This is a genomic window from Gallionella capsiferriformans ES-2 (genome assembly GCF_000145255.1).
GTDB lineage: Bacteria > Pseudomonadota > Gammaproteobacteria > Burkholderiales > Gallionellaceae > Gallionella > Gallionella capsiferriformans.
Window position 1 is genome coordinate 564,579 of record NC_014394.1, and the last position, 24,369, is coordinate 588,947.

Here is a 24,369-nt window from a genome sequence, read left to right on the forward strand (position 1 = left end):
AAGGTTGGATTCTAGCAGCCTCGCGGACTTTTTGCATGCCTGCGAAGCCGGACGGAAAACTGTTTTTTCGGTTATACGCGGGCGGAAGCGTATCTTTGATTAAACGGCTGTTCCTTTCGGTGGGGGGCTAAAGTTAACTCGTAGTTGTTCGCAGTGTTCATTTAAGGTAAATTTCGCACCGGTCACAAACAGGGAACTTATCTGCTTAGGTATTAGTCAGAGAGGTTCTGTCAAATTTAAGGGGGAATGGTATGACGCAATATAGTAATCGCATGATACTCGTACACTGGCTGACGCTGGCATTGCTTGTCGCTGCGTGGTTTTTGGGGGAAGAGTTAGCAGAAGCGACAGATGAAAGTCAGGCCACCATCGCGGGGTATCTGGTTCACGGTATCGTGGGTGGTTCGGTGTTGCTGCTGACCGTTCTGCGTCTACTTTTTCGCCGTCAGGACGGCACGCCGCCTGCCATGGGCGATACGGCGATGGATAAACTGGCCAAAGGTATCCACCATACGCTGTATACCGTGCTGTTCCTGTTGCCGGTAAGCGGCATGATCACGATTGCCAGCAGCGATGCGGGTAAAGCCCTGTTGTCTGGCGATGCGAGTCTGTTGCCTGTGGATGGTGGTTATGAGCATGTCTTTGCACATGAGGTACATGAAGTGCTGGTCACAACGCTGATTTTGTTGGCGATTGTGCATGTGCTGGGTGCGATCAAGCATCAGTTCATCGCGAAAGACGGGTTGATGGAACGCATGTTGCCGCGTCGCAAGTAGCCCGTATTGCACGTTAATAAAAAAGGACACTTCGGTGTCCTTTTTTATTAACGCAGTCTGCGAGCTAAGTTGGTGATGGTAATGGACAGTTCGTCGATGTTGACCGGTTTAGCGAAATAGGCATCCGCTCCGGTGCTTAAGCCTTCGAGCCGTTCATCCTGCGCGCCCTTGGCGGTCACCATGATGATGCCGCACGGACAATTGGACAGGATGCGCGTGGCAAGCGCCAGTCCATTTTCCTTGCCCTGTCCGAGTTCGATATCCAAAATGACGACATCGGCTGGCTTTTGAGCCCAGGCTGCGCGCAGACCTTCCCCATCGACGACGCCGATGCTGCTGTAGCCGCGTTCGTTCAGATTGTCTGTTAAATAATCCCGGTACCACTCGTCATCTTCAACCACGATGACATGTAACGGGGTCGTGAGCGGCAGCGGTGGTGTGAGTCTGTTGAACTGATTAACCAGTTCGGCAAATGAATTCACCTGCATCCGGCTCATGATTTCGGCGCGGTGCGCCTTGATGGTGTGGACTGATATGCAAAGTTGCCCGGCAACTTCGAGATTAGTCATGCCGCTCACCAGCAGACGGGCGATCTCTCTTTGGCGCTGGGTGAGCGATTCAAAGTGCGGACGCATCGTTTCAAAAATAGTCATACATTTTACGCATTGTCATCACGCCTTATTTTGCCATATAAATTTGCGAACTAGTAGCCATATGGCTAATAGGCATAGGTGAAAAGAACTTTTATTATTGGGGTTAATTTGGGCGTTAAATTACTGAGCGTCCATCTGGAGGTTCTAATGTGTCACATAAAGGATTAATCATGAACGACAAACCTTACATACTCCTAATTGATGATGATGAATTTTCAGCACTTGTGACGGTGGAAATGTTGGCTTCAGAATACGATATACGGCATGTTGAGAGTGGTGCCGCGGCGTTGGAGACAATTGTTAAGGCAGAACCTTGTTTGTTGTTGCTCGACGTCGAGATGCCAGGAATGTCAGGCTACGAAGTTTGTCGCACCTTGCGTGAAGATCATGCGATAGGCGAGTTGCCGATTATTTTTCTCTCGGGCAGGCTCAGCGATGAAGACCGTTTGGCAGGCTACGAGGCAGGTGGCGATGATTATCTGACTAAGCCGGTATCAGTTGATGAGTTGCGCTCAAAAATTAAACTGGCGCTGGCCCATCGTACTGCGCGTCAGCGTCTTAAGACGGATCTTTCAAGTGCTTTTTCCACGGCGATGACGGCGATGTCGAGTTCTGCGGAGATGGGGGCGGTACTGCAATTTATGCGCAATAGTTTTAGCTGTCCGGATTATGAGAGCCTGTGCCGCGAAGTCTTGAATACGCTGTGTGCTTACGGTTTTGAGGCTAGCGTTAAAATTCACGGGCGGCAGGGTTCTGTTGCCCTGTCGTCTAACGGACCTTGTTCGCCGCTGGAGGAGTCGGTGTTGACTAATATGTCGCTTCAGGCGCGACTGTTTGAGTTCGGTTCCCGTACGTCATGCAGTTATGAGCACATTACCATTATCGTGAAGAGCAACTCTCGCGATGATCCTGAGCGACATGGACGCATGAAGGACAATCTAGCCTGGTTGGCGGAAGGTGCTAATGCGCGGGTCGACTCTATTGAGAGCAGCGCTGAAGTTGTTAGGCAGCATGCCGCTAATAAAATGTTGCTGGAACGTACACATCAGGCACTGCAGCGCATTGATCAACGCCATCGCAATCAGGAGATTAGAAGCAGCAGGATATTTCTGGAGCTGCAAAAGAAATTCGATCAGGCGATGTTAACGATAGGAATTACTCAGTCGCAGGAGGAAGAATTGGCTAGCATGCTCGAGACCGCGATCTTGCAGGCAAAAGCGCTGTACGACGAAGGGTTGGAAATTGATGAGCATATGGAGTGCATCCTTGAGCAACTTGATAAGGCGCGCAATTAATCTGTGAGGCGGCGATTGATTGCAAATATACTCATTGTGGATGACGATGAATTCCTGCTGTCTTTGACTGGGGATGTGCTGGCCAGGTTCGATTTTACGGTCGATACGGCCAAAGATGGTTTAGTCGCCTGGGAGAAAGTAGATGAAAATCCGGCATTGTATGATCTGATTCTGCTTGATAGGAACATGCCTCGGCTTGACGGGATGGGTTTGTTGCAGCGAATGCGGTCGGATTCCCGATTCGAAAAATTGCCTGTCATTATGCTCACGGCTGAAGATGCTCAGCAGGATTTCTTAGAGGGCCTTGCGACGGGTGCCAGTTATTATTTAAGCAAGCCTGTCAGCGAAGATGTGCTAAATCTGGTTGTTAAAACTGCGCTGGAAGAATCCCGTGCTGGCCGCGAGTTGTATGCGCTGATGGATCAAAAAGACAATCAAACGGATCAGCAGAATTTTAGTTACCGCACGCTCAGTGAAGCCCGCGTGCTCGCGTTACAGTTAGCGAAGGCGAGCGGTGATCCCGGGCGTACTTTGAGGGGGTATTCTGAATTGCTGGTTAATGCGGTCGAACACGGCAATCTCGGTATTACCTATGCTGAGAAAAATCACCTGTTGCGCGAAGACTGCTGGTGCGAGGAAATTGATGCCCGACTTTCGCGAGCCCCCTACGCGGCACGCCGGGTGCAGGTAGCGCTAGCCAAAACCGACACGGCCGTTGTTGTGACCATCACGGATCAGGGAGCCGGGTTTAACTGGCAATCCTATCTGGAATTTAGTGATGAGCGCATATTTGACTTGAACGGGCGTGGAATTGCCCTATCGAAGGCGACCAGTTTCGATCGACTTGAATATTTAGGGTGCGGTAATTGTGTGGTTGCCAGCGTGTTTTTTGCAGGCAGCCAGCGTAGCAGTTAATCTGAATGAGAAAATTAACCCGATGATGAAGCCTCCTTTTTTCAAGTTGCATCAGGCTGATGATGTAAATCTGGCACAGGCTATTTGCATACAGACTTCCGCTGAGTCTGATGTTCGGATATCGGCTCATCCTTCTAATATAAGGGGGGATGAACCTGATTTTAAAAATCTCAAAAATTCTGAATGTGTGCCGGTTGCACTGGCGGGAAGGCATCTGATTTTAATCGCGGAAGACGATGAAATTAATCTTGATATGCTGCAAGCGCAGCTCGAACTGTTGGGTTATGTGACTGAAGCGGCTTGTGACGGTGCAACTGCGCTCGCAATGTGGCGCAGCGAACGTTATGCCCTGTTGCTTACTGATTGTCATATGCCCAATACGGACGGTTTTGAACTGACCGCTGCGATTCGTCGTGAAGAGCCTGCCGGTATCCGATTGCCTATCATCGCTGTGACGGCGGACGCCATGCAAGGCGTGTCTGAACGCTGTATTGCGCAGGGTATGGACGACTATCTGTCGAAACCGTTGCTTCTGGATGAGTTAGGCCGCATGTTGATCAAATGGATGCCACTGCCTGTAAGGGTTGCTGATTATCCGGTATGGGATGGTGGAACATTGAGCAGGTTAATTGGTGATAAGCCGGATCTGCGTCGGCGTTTGCTCGAAAAGTTTCTGGTCAAGGGGCGCATGCGCATAGATGAAATGCTCAATGTCGGGGAGGATCGCGAGTTGGCAGTTCATGCGGCTCATGCGCTGAAGTCCGCTGCGCGTACGGTTGGGGCGCTGCGCTTGGGCGAGTTGTGTCAGGCAATGGAGGATGGTGTGGCGATGCCCGGTGAGGTGAGTGTGGCCTTTGCTGCGGCCGAGTGTAATATCAAGGCGGTGCTGCAATCGTAGTCGGGGTGTCTGATTTAACGCGACGGCTAAGCTTCGTGGCGAAGGAGATTGAATAGTTACCCACAAAAACTGTGGATAAGGTTGTGGGTGGTTGTGTGGATTGGGTAGCTAAGCTGTTGGCAGGAAAGGATTTTTAACGGTGTGCTTAATTTTTTAGTTAAAAATATTTGATTATTAATCAACTTGTTACGAATTGTCAGCGGAGAATTTTTGCGTTGATGGACGATTTCTGGTGAAGGATTGGGTGCCGGCCGCTTAAAGTGCCTGATTCGAAATCAATCGTTAATAGTTACCCACATATTATGTGGATAACATTGTGGACGCCTGTGTGGGTTGATAAGGTAACCTGTTATTTGGTAAGGGTTTTTATCAGGCTGCCTGTTTTGTGGCCTTATCAGTAGACTTTTACTACCAGCCGTTGAATTTGCATGCGCTGTTTGGCAGTTGCATGCAGCAGTGTACCTTGTATGTTTTCTATATAGTCAAGGTGTTATCTTTGCATATCTTGGCCTTTTCGAGCCGGGACAGCGTCGGCAGCAGATTCAGTCCGCTATCTTCTTTCAAGGCGATCGCTGCCGTTTTTAAATCCTCCAGATCGATATTGATCAGTTCGCCTTCTGTCGCGAAGGCGATGGTGTTGCCGCTCGGGCAGGACGGGAATAACAGCGCGCGTTCATTGAAGGCGGTAAGGATGTGTGCGAAGCCGCCCAGCACGCCTTTACACAGTCCCAAGAGATTGACCGCCATGACCCCCTGATCCGACAGGCAGCTCCTGCAGGCCTGATAAAACGGCAGACTGTTGAGTTGACCCGGGTGCGCGTGTTCGTTGAAGCCATCGACCAGAATCAGGTCGAATTTTTTGTTGGTGCCGAGCACAAATTCCGCGCCATCGCCGATGATCATGTGGATACGCTTGTCATCTTCCGGCAGCTTGAAAAAATGCCGTGCGGTGGCGACAACGTCAGGTTCTATTTCCACGATGGTCAGGTGCGCATCGGGGCGATAGCGATACAGGAATTTCGTTAAGGAAGCGGCACCCAGGCCGATCAGTAGAATTTTGCGCGGCCAGCGAGCTTCGTTGCGCAGCAGCAGAGAGGCCATCATTTCTTGGGTGTATTCCAGTTCCAGATTCCACGGACGATTGATGCGCATGGCGCCTTGTACCCAGCTTGAACCAAAGTGCAGATAACGGATGCCGTCTTTTTCGGAGATGTCGATAGGGGTAGTCATAGTGAGTGATGTGATTAAATTGAACGCCACTGATTGAGCAGTCGGCGCGTCTGGTCGGTAAGTTCTGAGGCGGTCATGCCGATTGCAATGCGCTGTTTTGCTAATGCATCGCCCGCAGCGCCGTGTAGGGATACCGCCAGTAATGTCGCGTCGTCGGTGTTCAGCCCTTGGGCGATGAAGGCGGCGATGATGCCTGAGAGCACATCGCCCATACCGGGGCCGCTCATGCCCGGATTGCCGGTTGTATTGATGAACACGCCATCTTGTGTTGCACACAGGCTGCCGGCCCCTTTTAAAAGCACGGTGCAGGCGAAAATTTTAGCCAGTTCCTGCACGGAAGCCATGCGGTTGCTCTGGATATCTGCCGTGCTGCAGGCTAACAGTCGGGCGGCTTCCCCGGGGTGCGGGGTTAGCACGCTGGGGGCACTGCGCTGCGCAAGTAATTCGCGCAATTCGGCATGCAACGCGATTAAATTCAGCGCATCGGCATCGAGCACCAGCGCGATCTGGCTTTGCAGCGAGTCTTGCAAAAGGTTTCGTGCGACCGCATCGCAGCCCATGCCGCAACCGATAACCCTTACGGTAGCGGGGGGCAGGGGGGATTCTGCATCATGCAGCATGAGTTCCGGTTGTAAAAAATCAACGGCGGGCGGATTGCCGGCCAGCAGGACGACATGCACGCTGCCGGCACCTGATTTTAGCGCCGCCCGTGCCGTCAGCAGAGCTGCGCCAGCCATGCCGGAGGCGCCACCGATGACCACAACCTTCCCGAATAAACCCTTGTGGCTGTCCAAAGGTCGTGCCGGCAGTCGTTTTACGAGCCGTTTTTCATCAATGTGTTGTGGATTCATGCTGTGTTCGTTAAATGCTCAGGTAAGCGGCAGTGCATAGTATAATCGCGTCCCGAATTTTATTCTCACCGCCACCGCTATGTTTAAAGTCTCTGTCGGCAGTTCTGCCTTGTCCGCCTTTCGTTTGGAAAAATTGCGTGCCGCCCTAATTACGGCAGCGCCCGATGTCGTGGTTGCCGATACGCGCCACTGTTATTTCAGCGCCCTGCAAGGCGCCGCACTCGATGCTGCGCAAGCGGCTGTGCTGGATAAAGTGCTGGGGCTGACAGGACAGGAACAAGTGCCTGAAGGCGCACCTGTACTGGTCGTGCCGCGTCTGGGCACGATCTCGCCCTGGTCGACCAAGGCTACCGACATCGCACAGCATTGCGGCCTGACGGGCGTGGTACGGATCGAGCGCGGCGTGATTTATTATCTGTCGGCAAAAAACGGCGCGCAACTCACCGATGCTCAAAAAGCCCTTGCGTTGCCGCTGTTGCATGATCGCATGACCGAATCGGTGCTGGCATCGGTGGAGGATGCGGCAGAAAAAATATTCAGGCACGGTGAGCCTCAACCGCTGGCGAGCGTGGATATTTTACAGGGTGGCGCTGAGGCATTGGCTGCGGCCAACCGCGAGATGGGGCTGGCGCTGTCTGTCGATGAAATCGACTATCTGGTGGAAAATTTCAAAAAGCTCAATCGCAATCCGACCGACGTTGAACTGATGATGTTCGCTCAGGCCAATTCCGAGCATTGCCGACATAAGATTTTCAATGCCGACTGGGTCATCGACGGTGTGGTGCAAGATATGTCGCTGTTCGGCATGATACGCAACACGCATAAGGTCAGCCCGGCAGGTACTGTGGTTGCGTATTCCGACAATTCATCCGTGATCGAAGGCGCATCTGTTGCGCGTTTTTATCCGCGCGAGGGCGGTGCGTATGAATTTTCTGAGGAGCTGACGCACACCTTGATGAAGGTGGAAACGCATAACCATCCGACCGCGATTGCGCCCTTTGCAGGGGCTGCGACCGGATCGGGCGGCGAGATTCGCGACGAGGGTGCGACCGGTATCGGTTCGCGGCCTAAAGCCGGACTGACCGGATTCTCTGTGTCAAATTTGAATATTCCGGGTTTTGAGCAGCCCTGGGAAGCCGATTACGGCAAACCGTCGCGTATCGTCACCGCCTTGCAGATCATGCTGGAGGGCCCGTTGGGCGGTGCTGCGTTTAACAACGAATTCGGCCGACCTAATCTGACCGGTTATTTTCGTACCTTCGAAGAGCAGGTGGACGGCGAGATGCGTGGCTATCACAAGCCCATCATGCTGGCAGGCGGCGTGGGCAGTATTTCTGCGATTCACACGCATAAACACGACCTGCCGGTAGGCGCTTTGGTGGTGCATCTGGGCGGGCCGGGCATGCTGATCGGCTTAGGCGGCGGTGCGGCATCCAGTATGGATACCGGCAGCAATGCGGAAAATCTGGATTTCGATTCGGTGCAGCGCGGCAATCCTGAGATGCAGCGCCGGGCGCAAGAGGTGATTGATCGTTGCTGGCAGCTGGGCGAGAACAATCCGATTCTGTCGATACACGACGTGGGTGCGGGCGGAATGTCCAATGCGCTGCCTGAACTGGTGCATGGCGGCGGTCGCGGTGCAACGTTTGAATTGCGTAAGATTCCGCTGGATGAAACCGGCATGTCGCCAAGACAGATCTGGTGCAATGAGTCGCAAGAGCGCTATGTGCTGGCGATAGCACCTGAACGTCTTGCCGAGTTCCGCGCTTTCTGTGAACGTGAACGTTGTCCGTTTGCGGTCGTGGGTGTGGCGGTGGAAGACGATCAGTTGATCGTGCACGACACCGAATTTAACAACGATCCGGTCAATATGTCCTTATCGGTGTTGCTCGGCAAACCGCCCAAGATGACGCGTAATGTGGTGCGTGAAACGCCAAAACTGGCGGCTTTCGATACCTCATCGCTGGATTTAAAAGAATCTATCGAGCGCGTATTGCGTTTGCCTGCCGTGGCCAACAAGACTTTCCTGATCAGTATCGGCGACCGTACCGTGGGCGGCATGACCGCGCGCGATCAAATGGTCGGCCCGTGGCAGGTGCCGGTAGCGGATGTGGCCGTGACCTTGATGGGTTTTAATACCCATCTGGGTGAAGCCTATGCCTTGGGCGAACGCACGCCGCTGGCACTTGTGAATGCAGCCGCCTCGGGGCGGATGGCGGTAGGCGAGGCGCTGACTAACATCGCGGCAGCACGCATTGCTAAGATAGGCGACATCAAGTTGTCGGCTAACTGGATGGCGGCCGCAGGACACCACGGCGAAGACGCTGCGCTGTTTGATACCGTTCATGCGGTGGGGATGGAACTGTGTCCGGCGCTGGGGATCGGCATTCCGGTCGGTAAGGATTCCATGTCGATGAAGTCCACTTGGACTGACGGCGACGAGAATAAATCCGTGACGTCACCGTTGTCGCTGATCGTGACTGCGTTCGCGCCCTGTACCGATACGCGCGACACCCTGACGCCGCAACTGGCAGAAGACGCCGATAGCACGCTGCTGCTGATCGATCTGGGAAATGGTCAGAACCGCATGGGCGGCTCGGCCCTGGCACAAGTCTATAAACAGGTGGGCAGCATCGCACCCGATGTGGATTCCGCAGCTCGCTTGAAGTCATTCTTCGAATTAATTCAATCGCTTAACTCGGCCGGAAAACTGCTTGCCTATCATGATCGCTCGGATGGCGGTGCGTTTGTCAGTTTGTGCGAAATGTCGTTTGCATCGCATCTGGGTCTTGCTATCCAGCTGGACGAATTGCCGGGCGATACCTTGAGCGCGCTGTTCAACGAAGAGTTGGGCGCAGTCGTTCAGGTTAAAAACAGCGAGTTGGCCGGTGTTCTGCAATCTGTGCGCGGTGCTGGTCTTGCGGCGTATCCGGTTGCAACCACAAACCAGAGCGGCCAGATTCTAGTGTCGCGCGGTCGCGATACGCTGTTTTCCGATACGCGGGTTAACCTGCAGCGTATCTGGTCCGAACTGACTTATCAGATGCAGAAGCTGCGCGACAATCCGGACTGCGCGCAGGCGGAATTTGACGGGCTGCTGGATGCGGCTAATCCCGGGTTGCATGCGAAGCTGACCTTTGATCTCGAATCTGCACCGGCAATCTTGAAGAGCCGTCCTAAAATGGCCATCCTGCGTGAGCAGGGGGTGAACGGTCAGGTGGAAATGGCGGCAGCATTCGACCGCGCAGGCTTTGCGTCTGTCGATGTACACATGAGCGATATCATCAGCGGTCGCGTGAATTTGAGCGACTTTAAGGGCGTTGCGGCTTGCGGCGGCTTCTCTTATGGCGATGTGTTGGGTGCGGGTGAGGGCTGGGCGAAATCCATCCTGTTAAACAGCCGCGCGCGCGATGAGTTTGAGGCGTTTTTTAACCGGAACGATACGCTGGCGCTGGGCGTCTGCAACGGTTGCCAGATGATGAGCAATCTGCATGAAATTATCCCAGGGGCGCAAAACTGGGCGCATTTTTCCCGCAATCAGTCCGAGCAGTTCGAGGCGCGTTTCGTGATGGTGGAAGTGCAGGAATCCCCGTCGATCTTCTTCGATGGCATGGCCGGCAGTCGCATGCCTATCGTGGTTGCACACGGCGAAGGGTATGCCGATTTTGGCAGCGAGGCAAAAATGAATGCCGCGCAGGTGACGCTGCGTTATGTAGATAATCGCGGCGTTGCGACTGAAACCTATCCTTTGAATCCCAACGGCTCGCCGCAGGGAATTACCGGATTGACCACAGCGGACGGACGTTTCTCGATCATGATGCCCCATCCTGAACGGGTATTCCGTGCCGTGCAAAACTCATGGTATCCAGACGATTGGCAGGAAAACGGCGCTTGGCTGAAGATGTTCCAGAACGCCAGACGTTGGGTCGGCTAATTGTGAGTCAAAAAAAGCGGCCATAGGCCGCTTTTTTTAGCGCGGCAGTCCGGCAAGCACGGAGCGGGCGTTTTCGGTTGTGGCAAGCGCGAGCGCTTCCAATGGGATGCCGCGCACATTCGCTAATATTTCGGCGATGCGCAGCAGGTACTCGGGCTTGTTGGGGGAGCCGCGCAGCACAAATTCAGGGGGCATGTCGGGCGCATCAGTTTCCAGCACAAGGCAGGAGAGCGGCAGGGTCGCGGCAAGTTCACGCAAGCGGGTTGCGCGCGGAAAAGTCGCGGCGCCGCCAAAGCCCAACTTGAAACCCAGTTTGATGAACGCCTCTGCTTGCTCCCGGCTGCCTGAAAAAGCATGGGCAATCCCGCCGCGGACGGTAATTTGCCGCAGGTGCTTTAACACGATGTCGGTTGCGCGGCGTGTGTGCAGCAGCACCGGCAGATCGAATTCGCGCGCCAGTTTGAGTTGTTCGACAAAAAAATATTCCTGCCTGGCCCTGTTGTCGCTGCGTATAAAAAAATCCAATCCGATTTCGCCGACGGCGACAGGGTTGCGGGTGCGCAGATAATCTTGCAATACCCGCAGGTCGTCGGGCGTTGCCGCTTCAATCAACATCGGATGAATGCCGTAGGCGGCCGAACAGGCAGGGTGCTCATCGCACAGCGCGCTAACACTTGCGAAATTGGCGCGTGAAACAGACGGCACCACGATATGGCTAATCCCCGTGCTTTGCGCAGCCAGCAGGAGTTCGGCCTGATGGCCGGCAAATTCGGCCGCATCCAGATGACAGTGCGTGTCGATTAACCCGATGGGTTTACGCTCAGAATTGCAGGTCATCACAAAGCTCGCTTTTTAATGGGGCAGGTGTCTATGTTAAACTGCGCGACTTATTTGCGCATCTTTTCGACTGGATTGCTTATGTCAGGAAACACCTTTGGTCTTATTTTTACCGTAACCTCATTCGGCGAATCGCATGGTGCCGCGATCGGCTGTGTCGTCGATGGTTGTCCGCCGGGGCTGGCGTTAACTGAAGCGGACATCCAGCACGATTTGGATAGGAGGAAGCCCGGTACCTCGCGGCACGTCACGCAAAGGCGCGAGTCGGATACGGTCGAAATTTTGTCCGGTGTGTTTGAGGGTAAGACCACCGGCACGCCGATTGCACTGCTGATCCGTAACGAAGATCAGCGCAGCCGCGATTATGGCAATATCAGCGAGACTTTCCGTCCCGGACACGCCGATTACACCTACACGCAAAAATACGGGTTTCGCGATCATCGCGGCGGCGGTCGCTCATCGGCGCGCGAGACAGCGGTACGTGTGGCGGCAGGAGCGATTGCCAAAAAATGGCTGAATGAGCGTTACGGCGTGGTCATACGCGGTTATATTTCTCAGTTGGGCGAAATCGAGATGCCGTTTGTGAGCTGGGAGGGCGTGAACGACAACCCGTTTTTCGCAGCCGACCCAGCGGTGGTCGCTCCCTTGGAAGACTACATGGATGCATTGCGCAAATCCGGCGATTCGATCGGTGCCGCGTTGACGGTCGTGGCCCAAAATGTGCCTGTGGGTTGGGGAGAGCCGGTGTACGACAGGCTGGATGCGGAAATCGCTTATGCGCTGATGGGGATCAATGCGGCCAAGGGCGTGGAAATTGGCGACGGTTTTGCTTGTGTCGCACAGAAGGGCAGTGTGCATGGCGATGAGATGACGCCGGAAGGTTTTTTATCGAATCATGCAGGCGGAATTTTGGGCGGCATTTCGACCGGGCAGGACATCGTTGCCCGCCTCGCGATCAAACCCACTTCCAGCATTCGTATTCCGCGCCATTCGATCAATGCAGCCGGTGAGCCTGTGATGGTGGAGACGCACGGTCGTCACGACCCTTGTGTTGGCATACGCGCGACGCCCATCGCTGAAGCCATGCTGGCGCTGGTGCTGATCGATCATGCGCTGCGCCATCGTGCACAAAACGCCGATGTGGTGTGCGGGACGCCGAAGATTGCGGGAAGTATTTAGTGGCAAGTCGTGAGCGGTGGGAATCCCCGTTCGATCCTCAATCCTGAATCCTGATTTTTGCCATGATCGAAACTGCGACGCTGATTACATTGTGCATGCTGTATCTGATTTTCTTCCGGCCGGGCAAGACGCCGCCGTTGGAAAATCCGCTGGTCATCGAGCGTCCCGGACAGTACCATCTGACGCTGGCGCCGCAACTCAATCTCGCGCAATCCTTCATTGAGGCCATAGTCCGGCAGATTGCATCTTTAGCGGATGTGCCTGCCAATACAGAGACGTACTATTTTGAAGTTCGCGACAGCGAGGTCTCGGCGCACGGGTTTGAGTGTTACCTGTTGGCGATCACGCGGCGCGAAGGCCTGTTGTATATTCAGGCCGCTCCCCCGTTATCTAAAGATCAAAGCACGTATCTGACTGTTATCAGTGAGTTTGCCCATCGGGTGTTAGTCAGATTCCCCGATGATGAAGCCCATGCACCCGCTGAAGAAATTGTGAGCGCGGTGCAACAGGCATCGAAACAGCGCGGCAATCAGATTAAATCGCTGTGAATGAGGAAGATTCCGGCGAGTGGGAACCTGTCACAGGCTGGGGCGTGGCAAGCTATCTGTTTTTTGCGCTGCTCATCCTATGGTTGTCGCACAGCGAAGGACACTGGGTTTTTCTGCTCGACAACGCGAATCTGGCCTTGCACGAGGCAGGGCATCCGGCATTGAGCTTGATCAGTGACCGCCTCACGGTCTATGGCGGCACGCTGATGCAACTGGTGTTTCCATTATCTGCAGGTTTTCATTTTTATCGCCGGGGTGAAACACTGTCCGTTGCCTTTGCTGTGTTGTGGCTAGGCGAAAATTTGTTCAATATCGCGGTGTATATGGCCGATGCACGGGTGCAGATTTTACCTTTGGTGGGAAACGGTGAGCATGACTGGACAGAAATTTTCAGTCGCTGGGGCGTGCTGGACTGGGATACGGGGATTGCAGCGCTGGTGCGCGTGGCAGGCTGGTTGCTGATCCTCGCCGCCGCTGTGTGGTTAGGATATCGCCACCGCAGCGCGAGTGTTACTTTTTGATTTCCTTATAGAGCCGGTACTGCTCATGGTTGTCCGTTTTTCGACTCCCTTCCCAGATTTTTTCATAGCGACTCTCATCCATCAGCGGTCTGGAAATCTTTTCGCCCTGAATTAGACGCAGTTCGCAGAAGCGCGCCGGGTCACGCCGTGTGATGATATTGCCAAAATAATGCAGCATGGCGCGTTGGGCATCGCCTAAAGAGGCGTTGCGTGCCACGCAGTTGGCCTCTGCCGGCATGGCGGCACTGAGGGAGGCGACCATGCCACGGTAGCTCTTGCCGCTGTCAAGCCAGGGAAGCCAGAGTGTCATTGCGAGTATCCAGATCAGCGTGATGCCGGAGGCCCAGTTGACGACGGCGCGGCGCATCGAACGACCCACGCGCCAGACGAGTACCAGCCACAAGACGGTTGATGCGAAGGCGATGGCGACGGCCGGGTTTTGAAACACCGGCACGAAGCCCGGTTGATATTCTTTCATCAGCGAGGTGACTTTGGCGTGATTATCCAGCAGCAGTCCCGCCCAGCCCCACCACAGCAGAATGGCTAACAGCGCGAAGGTCATCAGTCCGAACCAGTCCAGCGCGTTGGCAGCTCCGCGCTTGAGCATGGAAAGCGAGGCGGTCGCCAGCAGTGCAACTGGCAACAGCATCGGCAGCGCATAGGCTTCTTTGACGTTGGTCGACAGGCTCAAAACCACCAGCATCACGACAAATGCGACGAGGGGGAGCTGCAGATCATCGCGTTGAGCTAAGCGCTTGCGTTCCCGCCAGACGGCCCAGACGGCCAGCGGCAGGGCAGGCCAGGCGAGCCAAGGCAGGCTTTTCAGATAATAAAATGCCTCTGTGTCTGGTCCTTTTTGAATAAAGCTAAGCCAGCCGCCGATGTTGAGCGACCAGGCCCATTCAGCAAATAATTTCGGTGCCTGCTGATGCAGCAGATAAGGCCAGATTGTCAGAAACGGCAGTGCAACGAGGGTGGACAGGCCGACGCTGAGCAGATAGTTGCGGCAGCGCCAGTTCCGAAATAAGGCTGGCAAGAGGGATGCGATCAGTACAAACAGCAGCGGTGAGATGAATCCTTTGGATAAAAAGCCGATGCCGCAGCCAAGTCCTGTCCAGATACCGGCACGCAGGGCGCGCTCCTGACTGTGCGCAAAGCCGTAGAGCATCATTGCACAGCCTGTGAGCAGCGTAAGGTCCGTAATCATTTCGTGGGATCTGACCAGCATACCGATGCAGCCGATCAGGATGATGCTGGCGGCCCAGCCGCGATTTTCGCCATACAATTTACGACCGGCAAGGCCGATGAACAACAGGGTGAGCGCGCTGTAAAACCCGCTTGCGAGCCGCGCGCCATCGTGCAGGGCCAGCCATGGCGAGAGCAGCTTGGCCGTCAGGGCCGCAGTCCAATAATACAGCGGCGGATTAGCCATAAACGGTTCGCCGGCCAGCGTGGGGATCAACCAGTTGCCGCTTTGCAGCATGCTATAGACCACGCCGAAACTGTAAGCATCTTCGGGTTTCCAGGGGTCATGGCCGACGAGCCCTGTCGCGACCCAGACGGTGCAGAGCAGCGCCAGCATCACAGCCTTGGCGGGCGTGACGGGATTCGGGTCGGTGGGCTTAATGAAATACATGACAGCGCGTTATCTGACCAGTTTGATTTGCTGGCCGGCCACAGGCTCGCCGTCCGGGAAGTTCGCATTAATCAGGCGTAAATAGTTTTCAGCCGACTGACCCAATGGCGAGTCTTGCGCCAGCTCCGCGTAGCTGTCTCCCTTTTTCGCTGTGATCACGTGCAGCGTGAGGGGTTTGAGGAATTGGCGTTCATCGGAGGTGATGCTATGAAAACTTTTTACGGTCCTGATCACTTCATCGCGATGCGCGGCGAGGAGGTTGTTGTCCTTTCCTTTGGCTTGCAGCACAAAGGCTTGCTTGTCGTGAAACACAACACCGCCTGCTGTATCGGGTTGCTCGAACAGTGCTGCGGGTAATCCATTGATGTAGGTATTGGTAATTTGAGCGCTATAGCTGGTCATGCGACGCGTGTATGCTTCGGGCGTGCCCTTTGGCATCTCGTCCAGTTTCATCTGCATTTTGACGTCACCGTTCGGGCTGACGGCTATCAGTGAGGTCGGCAGATTGTGTATTTGCCATGTCTTGGGGAATTGCAGGGCGATGCCCAGTTCGCCGTGATAAAAGGCGTTGTAGCGGACAACCCCCTGATCGCTGTTTTCATTGAAAATCAGGCCTTCTGTGGCGGCAAGGAATTCGCGGCGTCCGGTAAAATGGGTGGCGGAGGTGAGTTTGTCTGATTCGGCTACGGCCTGTTTTAAGCGCGTGTCGTTGTCCGGGTGGCTGGCAAATACGCCATGATAGCGGCGCGGCTCGCGCCCTTCCTGTTTGGCGAGTATGGCGTCTTGCAATTCCTGATTTTTCAGCACGCCGATCACGGTGATGATCGCTTGTGGATCGTAGTCGGTGCGTGCCAGATACTCGGCACCCAGCTTGTCGGCTTCCAGTTCGTGGTCTCGCCCGTAGCCTGACAGCAATGCGCCGCCAATCAGGTTAGTCAGATTGCTGCCGCCCATGGTGTTGATTCCGGGTACGAAGAGTGATGCGATCGTCATGCCGATGTTGGCCGCTTGCGCCGCACTTTGCTGACGCACGCCGTGGCGCGCGGTTACGTGGCCGATTTCGTGGCCCAGAACGGCTGCGAGTTCCGCTTCCGAATTGAGATAGGCCATAATGCCGCGCGTGATATAGACGTAGCCGCCGGGGAGCGCAAACGCATTGATGTCCGGCGTGTCGAGCACGGTGAAGTGGTATTGCAAGCCGGGGCGATGGCTCTGCTTTGCTATTTTCTGGCCGATACGATTAACGTAGTCTTGCAATGCGCGTGAGCCGTAAACCTTGTATTGCTTTTTGATCTGCTCGTCGTTTTGGCGACCGATGGCGACTTCCTGTTTCTCTGACATCATCACAAAATCGTTGGAGCCGGTCACGGGATTTTGTGCGCAACCGGACAGCAGGGCCGCAATCAGGGGGATGATCAGAAAGCGCATCGGTATTCCTTTTCGAAAATTGGATAAGGCTACACGTTTAAAACAACAAAGGGCAGCTCAAGCTGCCCTTCGATGAGGTTCTGTGCGAAGGGTTCCCTCGCGCAGCTGTTATATTTAAGCAGCCTTTGTTGCGTATTTTTGACGGAACTTGTCAATACGGCCAGCAGTATCAACAATTTTCTGTGTGCCGGTATAGAACGGGTGGCATTCAGAGCAAACTTCAATGCTCAATGTGGTCTTCGCCATGGATGAGTTTGTCTTGAAACAATTGCCGCAGCTGCAAGTTACGGTAATTTCGTGGTAATCGGGATGTGTATTGGCTTTCATTTTTTTTTCCTAGCAGGTAATTTGATGCGGCGGGTGTGCGCATTCGGGTTGTAATCCAGCCGAGCATTATCCATAAATCACGGCCACTGCGCAAATATTTGTGTGTTGTTTAAATATTCGTGCCGGGCTGTATCCGTTCAGGGCGATCGAAACGTGAGCTCTGTTAAAGATGTGAACTGCTTTGGATGGGTTAGCGGTTGGGAAAAGTCGAGTCTGAAGCTGTGAGATGCGGTGCGTACATCCAGTCCGTCACAATCGAGTCCGTAGGCGCTTGCACTGCTCGATCGAACGTCGTGTGACCGTTGTAATTGCTGGCAGAGTGCATCTTGTTGCTCGTTGTTGATGTGTCTGAGCAAGGTTGCTTCGTGTGCGGAAAAATCTTCGGCCGCATGGGCGGCATAGTCTTCCTTGTTGATCCAGTGTATCTGTCCTACGCCAGCGATGTGGCGGATCGCAACAGGAATGATACGGTAGAAGGCGAAGTCAAGTTTTAAGAGGTCGTCTGCTTCGGGAAAATGGCGCAGATAGCGATGCACAATGCTTTGATGGTCGCGTATGGGTTCAGCCAGTCCTGTCGCCGTGACGCGTCCCTGCATTTGGATATCGGGACTCGATTGATTGTGCGTAATCAGGCTGACGCGCGGGTCTTGTTTGATATTTTTGGTGTGCTCGGCAAGCGCGCTGATCAGGATAATTAGGCTGCCATCGTGATCGGTCAGATAAGGGGTGATCGAACCAAACGGAAAGCCTGCGAGTTTTTTGGATAGGGTGCTGAGCGCGCCGTAGCGGTGGGCGCGCAGTAGTCGGCGTGCTTCTTGGGCATGGCTCATGAAGAGAGTTTCAAGGCTGTCTGAGCCAGGCGGCGTCCGAGCGCCATGCACAGTTTCTTTTCGGTCTCTGAAATGGCCATATCGCTGGTTAATCCGGCTACATGGCTTGCGCCGTAAGGCGTGCCACCGCTCTGTGTGGCGGCCAGTTCAGGTTCTGAATAGGGTATGCCGGTGATCAACATGCCGTGGTGCAGCAGCGGTAGCATCATCGACAGCAGCGTCGACTCCTGTCCTCCGTGCAGGCTGCTGCTGGAGGTGAACAGTGCTGCGGGTTTGCCAACCAAAGCGTGTTTCATCCAGAGTTCGCTTGTGCCATCCCAGAAGTGTTTCATCGCACCAGCCATATTGCCAAAGCGGGTCGGACTGCCCAGCGCCAGTCCTGCGCAGGCTTCCAAGTCGGATAGTTCGGCGTAAGGCGCGCCGTTATCGGGGATGGCAGATTCGGTTGCCTCGCATACGGCGGATATTTTAGGTACGGTGCGCACACGAGCGCGTGCTCCCGGAATGGTTTCTATGCCGCGTGCAATTAACTGCGCCATCTGGCGCGTCGCGCCGTGCTGGCTGTAATACAGCACCAGTATTTCTTTGTCGGTTATCATGCGCGCATTATAGGGATTCAATATCAGTATGCAAAGTCAGGAACTCTTTTCTTTTATTCGTTTTGTCGCCGCGCGATTCCGCCAGGATCGTTGCGTGCAGATCGCGTCGAGCCTGACGTTTACCACCTTGTTATCGGTGGTGCCCTTAATTACCATCGCGTTGACGCTGTTTTCCGCGTTTCCGGTATTCGGCGATTTTTCAACCCAGATCAAAACCTATTTGCTGGGTAATCTGATGCCGGAGACGGCGGGGCGCGTGATTACCCATTACATGGAGCAGTTTGCTGAAAGTGCCGGGCGACTGAGCGCGTTGGGTGTGTTATTTCTGACGGTCACGGCGATGTTGATGATGCTGACCATTGATCATGCCTTTAATATCATCTGGCGGGTAAGTCGCCCGCGTACCCTGTTAAAGCGGCTGGTCATTTACTGGGCGGTACTGACTCTAGCGCCTGTGCTGGTCGGAGCGAGCCTATCGCTTACCTCCTGGCTGGTCGGGCTGTCGATGGGTTATGCTAAAAATATTCCGTTTTTCGGCGTGGGGATGCTCAAAGCGCTGCCGGTCATCTTTACCACGCTGGCATTTGCGATGCTATTCCGTCTGGTGCCTAACCGTTATGTGCCATTGAGTCATGCGCTGATCGGGGGGATCGTCGCTTCGGCGTTATTTGAAACAATGAATCGCGTGTTCGGGTATTACATCAGCCACTTCCCGACCTACAAGCTCGTCTACGGCGCATTCGCCAGTGTGCCGATTTTTCTGATGTGGGTGTACTTTTCCTGGTTGACCATTTTGCTGGGGGCGGTGGTCGCGGCATCGCTTCCGCACTGGCGAACTACGGAGGCGCCCTATTTGCCGGCGGTCGTGAAGATGCTCGATGCGCTGCGGGTACTCAAGCTGATGTCGGACGGCATGCGCCAGGGGGTGGTGATGACGATACCTGCGCTATCCAGCAAATTGCATTTAGGATTTTTTACGCTGGAGGAAATTATTGAGCGGCTGGTGAGCGCTGATCTGGTGCGCAAGGCAGAGGGGCACGGCTGGCTGATGATGCGAGATGCGGCCCATATTCAGGCGTCCGAATTATTGCATTTGTTTGTGCTGGATCGAAGCAGTTTGCTGGTGGAAGAGGGGGATGACCCGTTAAAGCAATGGCTGGCTAAATGCGCCGCCAGCCTGGAAAGCAATACGGCGGTCAGTCTGCAAACTTTGTTCGATGAGGCAGTTTAAGTCATGCGCCTCAAAGGTAATAGTTGAGCATAGTCAGCGCTATCGTTTAGAATGCGCGAATTGATCATTGGAATTAAAACTTGCCTGCGCCCTCCCTAGTCGAAATTCGCGACCTTAACTTCACCTATGATAAGCGCCCTGTCCTGCAGGGTATCAATATGACGTTTCCGAAAGGAAAGTTGGTTGCTATCATGGGCTTGAGTGGTTGTGGCAAAACGACCCTGCTGCGGCACATCGGCGGGGCGCTGAAGCCTACTCGTGGCTACGTCAAATTTGACGGTCAGCTAATGCATGAGCTTGATCCGAAAGCGCTGTACCTGATGCGACGCAAAATGGGCATGTTGTTCCAGTTTGGTGCGCTTTTCACCGATATGTCGGTATATGACAACGTGGCGTTTCAAATGCGTGAACATACCGATTTGTCTGAAGAGATGATACATAATCTGGTGATCATGAAACTGAATGCGGTAGGTTTGCGCGGGGCGCAGCACATGATGCCGTCTGAATTGTCCGGCGGTATGGCGCGTCGCGTCGCATTGGCTAGAACCATGGCGCTGGACCCGATGCTTGTGATGTATGACGAGCCGTTCGCGGGCCTTGATCCGATATCGATGACGGTGATTGGCGATTTGATACGCAGTCTGAACGATGCACTGGGTGCGACCTCGATTATCGTCACACACGATATTCAGGAATCGCTCAAGATTGTTGACTATGTCTATTTTATGGCGAACGGCGTGATTGTCGCGGAAGGTACGCCGGATGAACTTCGCGCCTGTGACACGGATTTTGTACGTCAGTTTGTGCACGGCGAGATGGACGGGCCGGTACCATTTCATTATCCCGGCGTTGATTATCGCCAGGCTTTAAATTTACGGGCTTGAAATTATGGCAGTCGTTAAAACTATAAGTGCAATTGGTCATCGCATCGTCGACACCGTCTGGCGTATCGGTGTGGCGGCGCGTTTTTTCTTTCTGACCCTGCTGTATTCAGGGAACTGTTTAAGGCGTTTTCATCTGGTTATCAAGGAGTTGTTTTCCACCGGGGTAATGTCCTTGATCATCATCATCGTGGCAGGTTTGTTTGTTGGTATGGTGTTGGGCTTGCAAGGGTACGAAACGCTCAAGCGCTATGGTTCTGAATCGGCATTGGGCGTGATGGTGGCACTGGGATTGGTGCGCGAGCTAGGGCCTGTGATGGCCGCATTGCTGTTCGCCAGTCGTGCAGGCTCTGCAATGACGGCTGAAATCGGCTTGATGAAGGCGACCGAACAAATTTCGGCGATGGAAATGATGGCCGTCAATCCGATCGCGCGCATCGTTGCGCCGCGTTTTTGGGCCGGGGTGATTTCCATGCCGCTACTGGCGGCGTTGTTTAGTGCGGTCGGAATTTTCGGCGGCTATCTCGTCGGTGTCGTGCAGATTGGTGTGGATGAAGGTTCATTCTGGTCGCAGATGCAGGCAGCGGTTGATTTTCGCGAAGACATCATGAATGGGATTATCAAAAGTGTCGTATTTGGGACGGTGGTGACGGTAATCGCTTTGTTCGAGGGATTCGATGCGCCTCCGACTGCAGAAGGCGTGTCGGGCGCCACGACCCGCACTGTTGTAACGTCGTCACTGGCGATTTTGATGTTGGACTTTGTATTGACTGCAATCATGTTTAGAGGGGCTTAAGAGATGGAACGGACAACTTTGGATTTATGGGTGGGCATGTTTGTGGTGGCAGGGATCGGTGCGCTGGTGATGCTGGCGATGAAAGTCGGTAATCTGGGTACCTACAATGTTTCTGAAACGTATCAGGTGCATGCCTATTTCTCCAATATCGGTGGATTGAAGCCTAAAGCATCGATTCGCAGTGCTGGGGTGCTGGTGGGACGTGTGACATCTATTTCGCTCGATACGGAACGTTATGAAGCCAATGTGGTCATGAACGTGGACAAGCGTTACCAGTTTCCCAAGGATACCTTCGCCAATATTCTGACGTCTGGCTTGTTGGGGGAGCAATACATTGGTCTGGTGCCAGGCGGCGAGACGGAGATGATCAAAGACGGCGACCTTTTGAAGCAAACGCAATCGGCGATGGTGCTGGAAGATTTGATCGGTAAATTTATGTACAGCAAGGCTGCAGAGCCTGCAAAAGAGGAGTCGAAATGAAGCGTATTTTATTGAGTATGGTAGTGGGTTTGTCGTGTGTTACGGCTCAAGCTGAAATACAGGCACCCGATGCGATGATCAAGGATGTGGCTCAGGAAGTCATCGTCATCATCAAGCAGGACGCCGGCAGTAAGGCGGATAACCAGAAGAAAATTCTGGCGCTGGTCGATGCCCGCGTACTGCCTAATTTTGATTTTACCCACATGACTCAGTTGGCTGTCGGCCGCTACTGGAGGCAGGCGACGCCTGAGCAGCAAAAAGCACTGGTGGCCGAATTCCGCAATATGCTGGTGCGCACTTATGCGAATGCCTTGTCGATGTACCGCGATCAGAAAATTGAAGTTAGGCCGGTCAAAATGAATGCGGGCGATAAAGAGGTTGTTGTGAACACGCGCATCATTAAATCCAGTGGTCAGCCGACACTGGTTGATTACAAAATGGAAAAAGAAGCGGATGGCTGGAAGGTGTACGACGTTGTCATTGAGGCGGTGAGTCTGGTGACGAATTATCGCGGGCAATTTGCGACGACGATCCAGCAGTCGGGTATTGACGGCTTGATCAAGGAATTGTCCGGAATGAATGCGGGCTCAGTGCGCAAGGCAGACGTTAAGTGATCGAGCAGACGGAAGATGCGTTGTTGCTGAGCGGTCGCTTGACGATGTCGACCGTGCCTGCACTGTATGAGTCCGGCTTGAAAGTGCTCGCTGAAAAAGACTTGCTGGTGGATATGAGTCGAGTCGAGACGGTCGATTCAGCCGCTGTCAGCATGCTGCTTGGGTGGTCAAGAGCCGCTCAAGCGCGTCAGGGTGCGTTGCGTGTTACGGGTATGCCGGCGTCGTTGCTGAGTCTGGCTAATCTGTACGGCGTGGCCGATATGCTGCCGCATTAATTAAATGAGTGCATCGGCACGCTGTTGTTTTAACTCAATTTAGGATTTGAATGGTTACCCCTGAAAGCATACAGCAGGATATCGCGAGCAACATGGCTACGACACATTTAACCGTCACGGGTGACGGTCAGCACTTCGAGGCGATTGTGGTCAGTCAGGAATTTTCCGGAAAGAGCCGTATCGGACGCCAGCAGTTGGTCTACAAGACGCTGGGCGACAGGATGAAAGGCGAAATTCATGCGCTGTCGATGAAAACCTACACACCTGAAGAATGGGCGCAAGCAAGCAATTGATAATTATCAATTGTCAATTTAGAGAAACTTATGCAAAAACTAGCGATTCAAGGCGGTTACCGCCTCAAGGGTGAGGTGAAAATCTCCGGTGCAAAGAATGCGGCACTGCCGATTATGTGTGCGAGTCTGTTAACGGCGGATGCGTTACATTTGAGTAATTTACCTGACATGCATGATGTTAAAACCATGGTCAGATTATTGCAACAGATGGGCGTTCGGATAGCGTCCGGAGATCAGACCGCAACGTTCAATGCGGGCGCGGTGGATAAACTCGAAGCACCTTACGATATGGTGAAAACCATGCGTGCGGCGATTCTGGTGCTGGGGCCGCTGCTGACCCGTTTTGGCGAAGCGCGTGTGTCGCTGCCCGGTGGTTGTGCGATTGGCTCGCGTCCGGTGGATTTGCATATCAAAGGCTTGCAGGCGATGGGCGCGTCGATTCATATCGAGCACGGTTATATCCATGCGACAGCAAAACGCCTGCAGGGCGCGCGTATTTGCTTCGATCTGATCAGTGTGACCGGCACGGAAAATCTGATGATGGCTGGTGTGCTCGCTGAGGGCGTCACGGTGCTGGAAAATGCAGCGCGCGAACCGGAAGTGGTTGATCTGGCCAACTGTCTGATTGCGATGGGTGCGAAGATCGAGGGGGCGGGCAGCGATAAGATTACGATTTTTGGCGTGGATGCGCTGCACGGTGCAGAGTACGCGGTGATGCCGGATCGCATTGAGAGCGGAACTTTTCTGGTTGCGGCAGCCGCCACAGGCGGGCAGATCACGCTGACTGGTGCGCGTGCGGATACGCTGGACAATGTGCTGGATAAGTTGCGTGAGGCGGGGGCGCTGATCGAAGTGGATGGCGAGCGAATTTCGATTGCCATGAATGGTCGTCCGCGTGCCGTTAATTTGCGCACCGCACCCTATCCTGCTTTTCCGACCGATATGCAGGCGCAGTTTATGGCGATGAATGCGATCGCAGAGGGTAGTTCTAAGGTGGTTGAGACGATTTTTGAAAATCGCTTTATGCATGTTCAGGAGTTGCAGCGCTTGGGCGCTTTGATTGAGATCGAGGGCAATACCGCTGTGATTCAGGGGCGTGCGCAGCTCGAAGGTGCGAATGTGATGGCAACCGATTTGCGTGCCTCTGCATCCCTTGTGATTGCCGGCATGGTGGCGCAGGGTGAAACTATCGTGGATCGCATTTATCATTTAGATCGCGGATACGAACACATAGAAGCGAAGCTGTCAGCGTTAGGCGCAAAGATACGAAGAATTCAGTAGGAAGTAGCGCGTGGTAAGTTGCCAGTGGCTAGGCAACCCGCTTCCCGCTTCCCCACTTACC

At 54.0% G+C, this 24,369-nt stretch carries 25 protein-coding genes; 16 read left to right on the forward strand and 9 right to left on the reverse strand.

The window, feature by feature from the left end:
* Positions 1–251 precede the first annotated feature (251 nt).
* The gene (locus tag GALF_RS02615) at positions 252–776 is read left to right on the forward strand and encodes a cytochrome b (protein WP_013292503.1); all 525 of its coding nucleotides are present in this window, start codon (positions 252–254) and stop codon (positions 774–776) included.
* A gap of 47 nt (positions 777–823) precedes the next feature.
* On the opposite strand, the gene GALF_RS14770 is transcribed toward GALF_RS02615, so the two are convergent.
* Positions 824–1,429: a response regulator gene (locus GALF_RS14770; protein ID WP_013292504.1), complete on the reverse strand. Its 606-nt coding sequence runs from the start codon at positions 1,427–1,429 to the stop codon at positions 824–826.
* A gap of 170 nt (positions 1,430–1,599) precedes the next feature.
* On the opposite strand from GALF_RS14770, the gene GALF_RS02625 reads away from it, so the two are divergent.
* From GALF_RS02625 to GALF_RS02635, 3 genes are read left to right on the forward strand one after another with little or no spacing between them, the layout of a single operon-like run.
* Complete coding sequence (locus GALF_RS02625; RefSeq protein ID WP_013292505.1) at positions 1,600–2,724, forward strand: response regulator transcription factor; 1,125 nt, start codon at positions 1,600–1,602, stop codon at positions 2,722–2,724.
* A 15-nt stretch (positions 2,725–2,739) separates the two neighbouring features.
* On the forward strand, positions 2,740–3,639 hold the full coding sequence (locus tag GALF_RS02630) for a response regulator (protein WP_013292506.1): 900 nt from the start codon (positions 2,740–2,742) through the stop codon (positions 3,637–3,639).
* Positions 3,640–3,661: 22 nt separating this feature from the next.
* Positions 3,662–4,537 (forward strand): response regulator, encoded by an 876-nt coding sequence (locus GALF_RS02635; RefSeq protein ID WP_013292507.1) that lies wholly within the window; start codon positions 3,662–3,664, stop codon positions 4,535–4,537.
* Between the two features lie 474 nt (positions 4,538–5,011).
* Here the strand turns inward: GALF_RS02635 and GALF_RS02640 are convergent, their stop codons facing one another.
* Both GALF_RS02640 and GALF_RS02645 read right to left on the reverse strand, forming a co-directional pair.
* Entirely contained in the window at positions 5,012–5,767 is a 756-nt protein-coding gene (locus tag GALF_RS02640) for a fused MFS/spermidine synthase (RefSeq protein WP_013292508.1), read from the reverse strand.
* A gap of 14 nt (positions 5,768–5,781) precedes the next feature.
* Complete coding sequence (locus GALF_RS02645) at positions 5,782–6,618, reverse strand: NAD(P)H-hydrate dehydratase (protein WP_013292509.1); 837 nt, start codon at positions 6,616–6,618, stop codon at positions 5,782–5,784.
* 79 nt (positions 6,619–6,697) lie between these two features.
* On the opposite strand from GALF_RS02645, the gene purL reads away from it, so the two are divergent.
* Positions 6,698–10,552 carry a phosphoribosylformylglycinamidine synthase gene (gene purL, locus GALF_RS02650; protein ID WP_013292510.1) on the forward strand — a complete coding sequence of 1,285 codons (3,855 nt, stop codon included), beginning with the start codon at positions 6,698–6,700 and terminating at the stop codon, positions 10,550–10,552.
* A gap of 36 nt (positions 10,553–10,588) precedes the next feature.
* Here the strand turns inward: purL and GALF_RS02655 are convergent, their stop codons facing one another.
* Positions 10,589–11,389: a TatD family hydrolase gene (locus tag GALF_RS02655; RefSeq protein WP_013292511.1), complete on the reverse strand. Its 801-nt coding sequence runs from the start codon at positions 11,387–11,389 to the stop codon at positions 10,589–10,591.
* Positions 11,390–11,470: 81 nt separating this feature from the next.
* On the opposite strand from GALF_RS02655, the gene aroC reads away from it, so the two are divergent.
* From aroC to GALF_RS02670, 3 genes are all read left to right on the forward strand, one after another.
* Positions 11,471–12,568, forward strand: a complete 1,098-nt coding sequence (aroC, locus tag GALF_RS02660) for a chorismate synthase (RefSeq protein ID WP_041938204.1) — start codon at positions 11,471–11,473, stop codon at positions 12,566–12,568.
* Positions 12,569–12,630: 62 nt separating this feature from the next.
* Positions 12,631–13,116, forward strand: a complete 486-nt coding sequence (locus tag GALF_RS02665; RefSeq protein WP_013292513.1) for a hypothetical protein — start codon at positions 12,631–12,633, stop codon at positions 13,114–13,116.
* On the forward strand, positions 13,113–13,637 hold the full coding sequence (locus tag GALF_RS02670; RefSeq protein WP_013292514.1) for a hypothetical protein: 525 nt from the start codon (positions 13,113–13,115) through the stop codon (positions 13,635–13,637). Before GALF_RS02665 ends, GALF_RS02670 begins: the two co-directional genes overlap by 4 nt.
* Here the strand turns inward: GALF_RS02670 and GALF_RS02675 are convergent.
* The 5 genes from GALF_RS02675 to wrbA form a co-directional block, all read right to left on the reverse strand.
* Positions 13,627–15,273: an ArnT family glycosyltransferase gene (locus tag GALF_RS02675; protein WP_013292515.1), complete on the reverse strand. Its 1,647-nt coding sequence runs from the start codon at positions 15,271–15,273 to the stop codon at positions 13,627–13,629. The genes GALF_RS02670 and GALF_RS02675 overlap by 11 nt on opposite strands.
* A gap of 9 nt (positions 15,274–15,282) precedes the next feature.
* The gene (locus tag GALF_RS02680; protein ID WP_013292516.1) at positions 15,283–16,701 is read right to left on the reverse strand and encodes a M48 family metalloprotease; all 1,419 of its coding nucleotides are present in this window, start codon (positions 16,699–16,701) and stop codon (positions 15,283–15,285) included.
* Between the two features lie 114 nt (positions 16,702–16,815).
* Complete coding sequence (gene rpmE / locus GALF_RS15205) at positions 16,816–17,028, reverse strand: 50S ribosomal protein L31 (RefSeq protein WP_013292517.1); 213 nt, start codon at positions 17,026–17,028, stop codon at positions 16,816–16,818.
* A 137-nt stretch (positions 17,029–17,165) separates the two neighbouring features.
* Positions 17,166–17,858: a HugZ family pyridoxamine 5'-phosphate oxidase gene (locus tag GALF_RS02690; protein ID WP_013292518.1), complete on the reverse strand. Its 693-nt coding sequence runs from the start codon at positions 17,856–17,858 to the stop codon at positions 17,166–17,168.
* Complete coding sequence (wrbA, locus tag GALF_RS02695) at positions 17,855–18,457, reverse strand: NAD(P)H:quinone oxidoreductase (RefSeq protein ID WP_013292519.1); 603 nt, start codon at positions 18,455–18,457, stop codon at positions 17,855–17,857. The genes GALF_RS02690 and wrbA overlap by 4 nt, the downstream gene beginning before the upstream one ends.
* A 28-nt stretch (positions 18,458–18,485) precedes the next feature.
* Here wrbA and GALF_RS02700 point away from each other — a divergent pair, with 28 nt between their 5' ends.
* The 8 genes from GALF_RS02700 (at position 18,486) to murA (ending at position 24,308) form a co-directional block, all read left to right on the forward strand.
* Complete coding sequence (locus GALF_RS02700) at positions 18,486–19,688, forward strand: YihY family inner membrane protein (protein WP_013292520.1); 1,203 nt, start codon at positions 18,486–18,488, stop codon at positions 19,686–19,688.
* Between the two features lie 80 nt (positions 19,689–19,768).
* Positions 19,769–20,572, forward strand: a complete 804-nt coding sequence (locus GALF_RS02705; RefSeq protein ID WP_013292521.1) for an ABC transporter ATP-binding protein — start codon at positions 19,769–19,771, stop codon at positions 20,570–20,572.
* Positions 20,573–20,576: 4 nt separating this feature from the next.
* Positions 20,577–21,365: a lipid asymmetry maintenance ABC transporter permease subunit MlaE gene (gene mlaE, locus GALF_RS02710; RefSeq protein ID WP_013292522.1), complete on the forward strand. Its 789-nt coding sequence runs from the start codon at positions 20,577–20,579 to the stop codon at positions 21,363–21,365.
* Positions 21,366–21,368: 3 nt separating this feature from the next.
* Positions 21,369–21,845 (forward strand): outer membrane lipid asymmetry maintenance protein MlaD, encoded by a 477-nt coding sequence (gene mlaD / locus GALF_RS02715; protein ID WP_013292523.1) that lies wholly within the window; start codon positions 21,369–21,371, stop codon positions 21,843–21,845.
* Positions 21,842–22,459, forward strand: a complete 618-nt coding sequence (locus tag GALF_RS02720) for an MlaC/ttg2D family ABC transporter substrate-binding protein (protein WP_013292524.1) — start codon at positions 21,842–21,844, stop codon at positions 22,457–22,459. Before mlaD ends, GALF_RS02720 begins: the two co-directional genes overlap by 4 nt.
* Positions 22,456–22,734 (forward strand): STAS domain-containing protein, encoded by a 279-nt coding sequence (locus tag GALF_RS02725; protein WP_013292525.1) that lies wholly within the window; start codon positions 22,456–22,458, stop codon positions 22,732–22,734. Before GALF_RS02720 ends, GALF_RS02725 begins: the two co-directional genes overlap by 4 nt.
* A 50-nt stretch (positions 22,735–22,784) precedes the next feature.
* Positions 22,785–23,027, forward strand: coding sequence for a BolA family protein (locus GALF_RS02730; RefSeq protein WP_013292526.1), 243 nt, complete (start codon positions 22,785–22,787; stop codon positions 23,025–23,027).
* Positions 23,028–23,057: 30 nt separating this feature from the next.
* On the forward strand, positions 23,058–24,308 hold the full coding sequence (gene murA / locus GALF_RS02735; RefSeq protein WP_013292527.1) for a UDP-N-acetylglucosamine 1-carboxyvinyltransferase: 1,251 nt from the start codon (positions 23,058–23,060) through the stop codon (positions 24,306–24,308).
* The last annotated feature ends 61 nt before the right edge of the window (positions 24,309–24,369 follow it).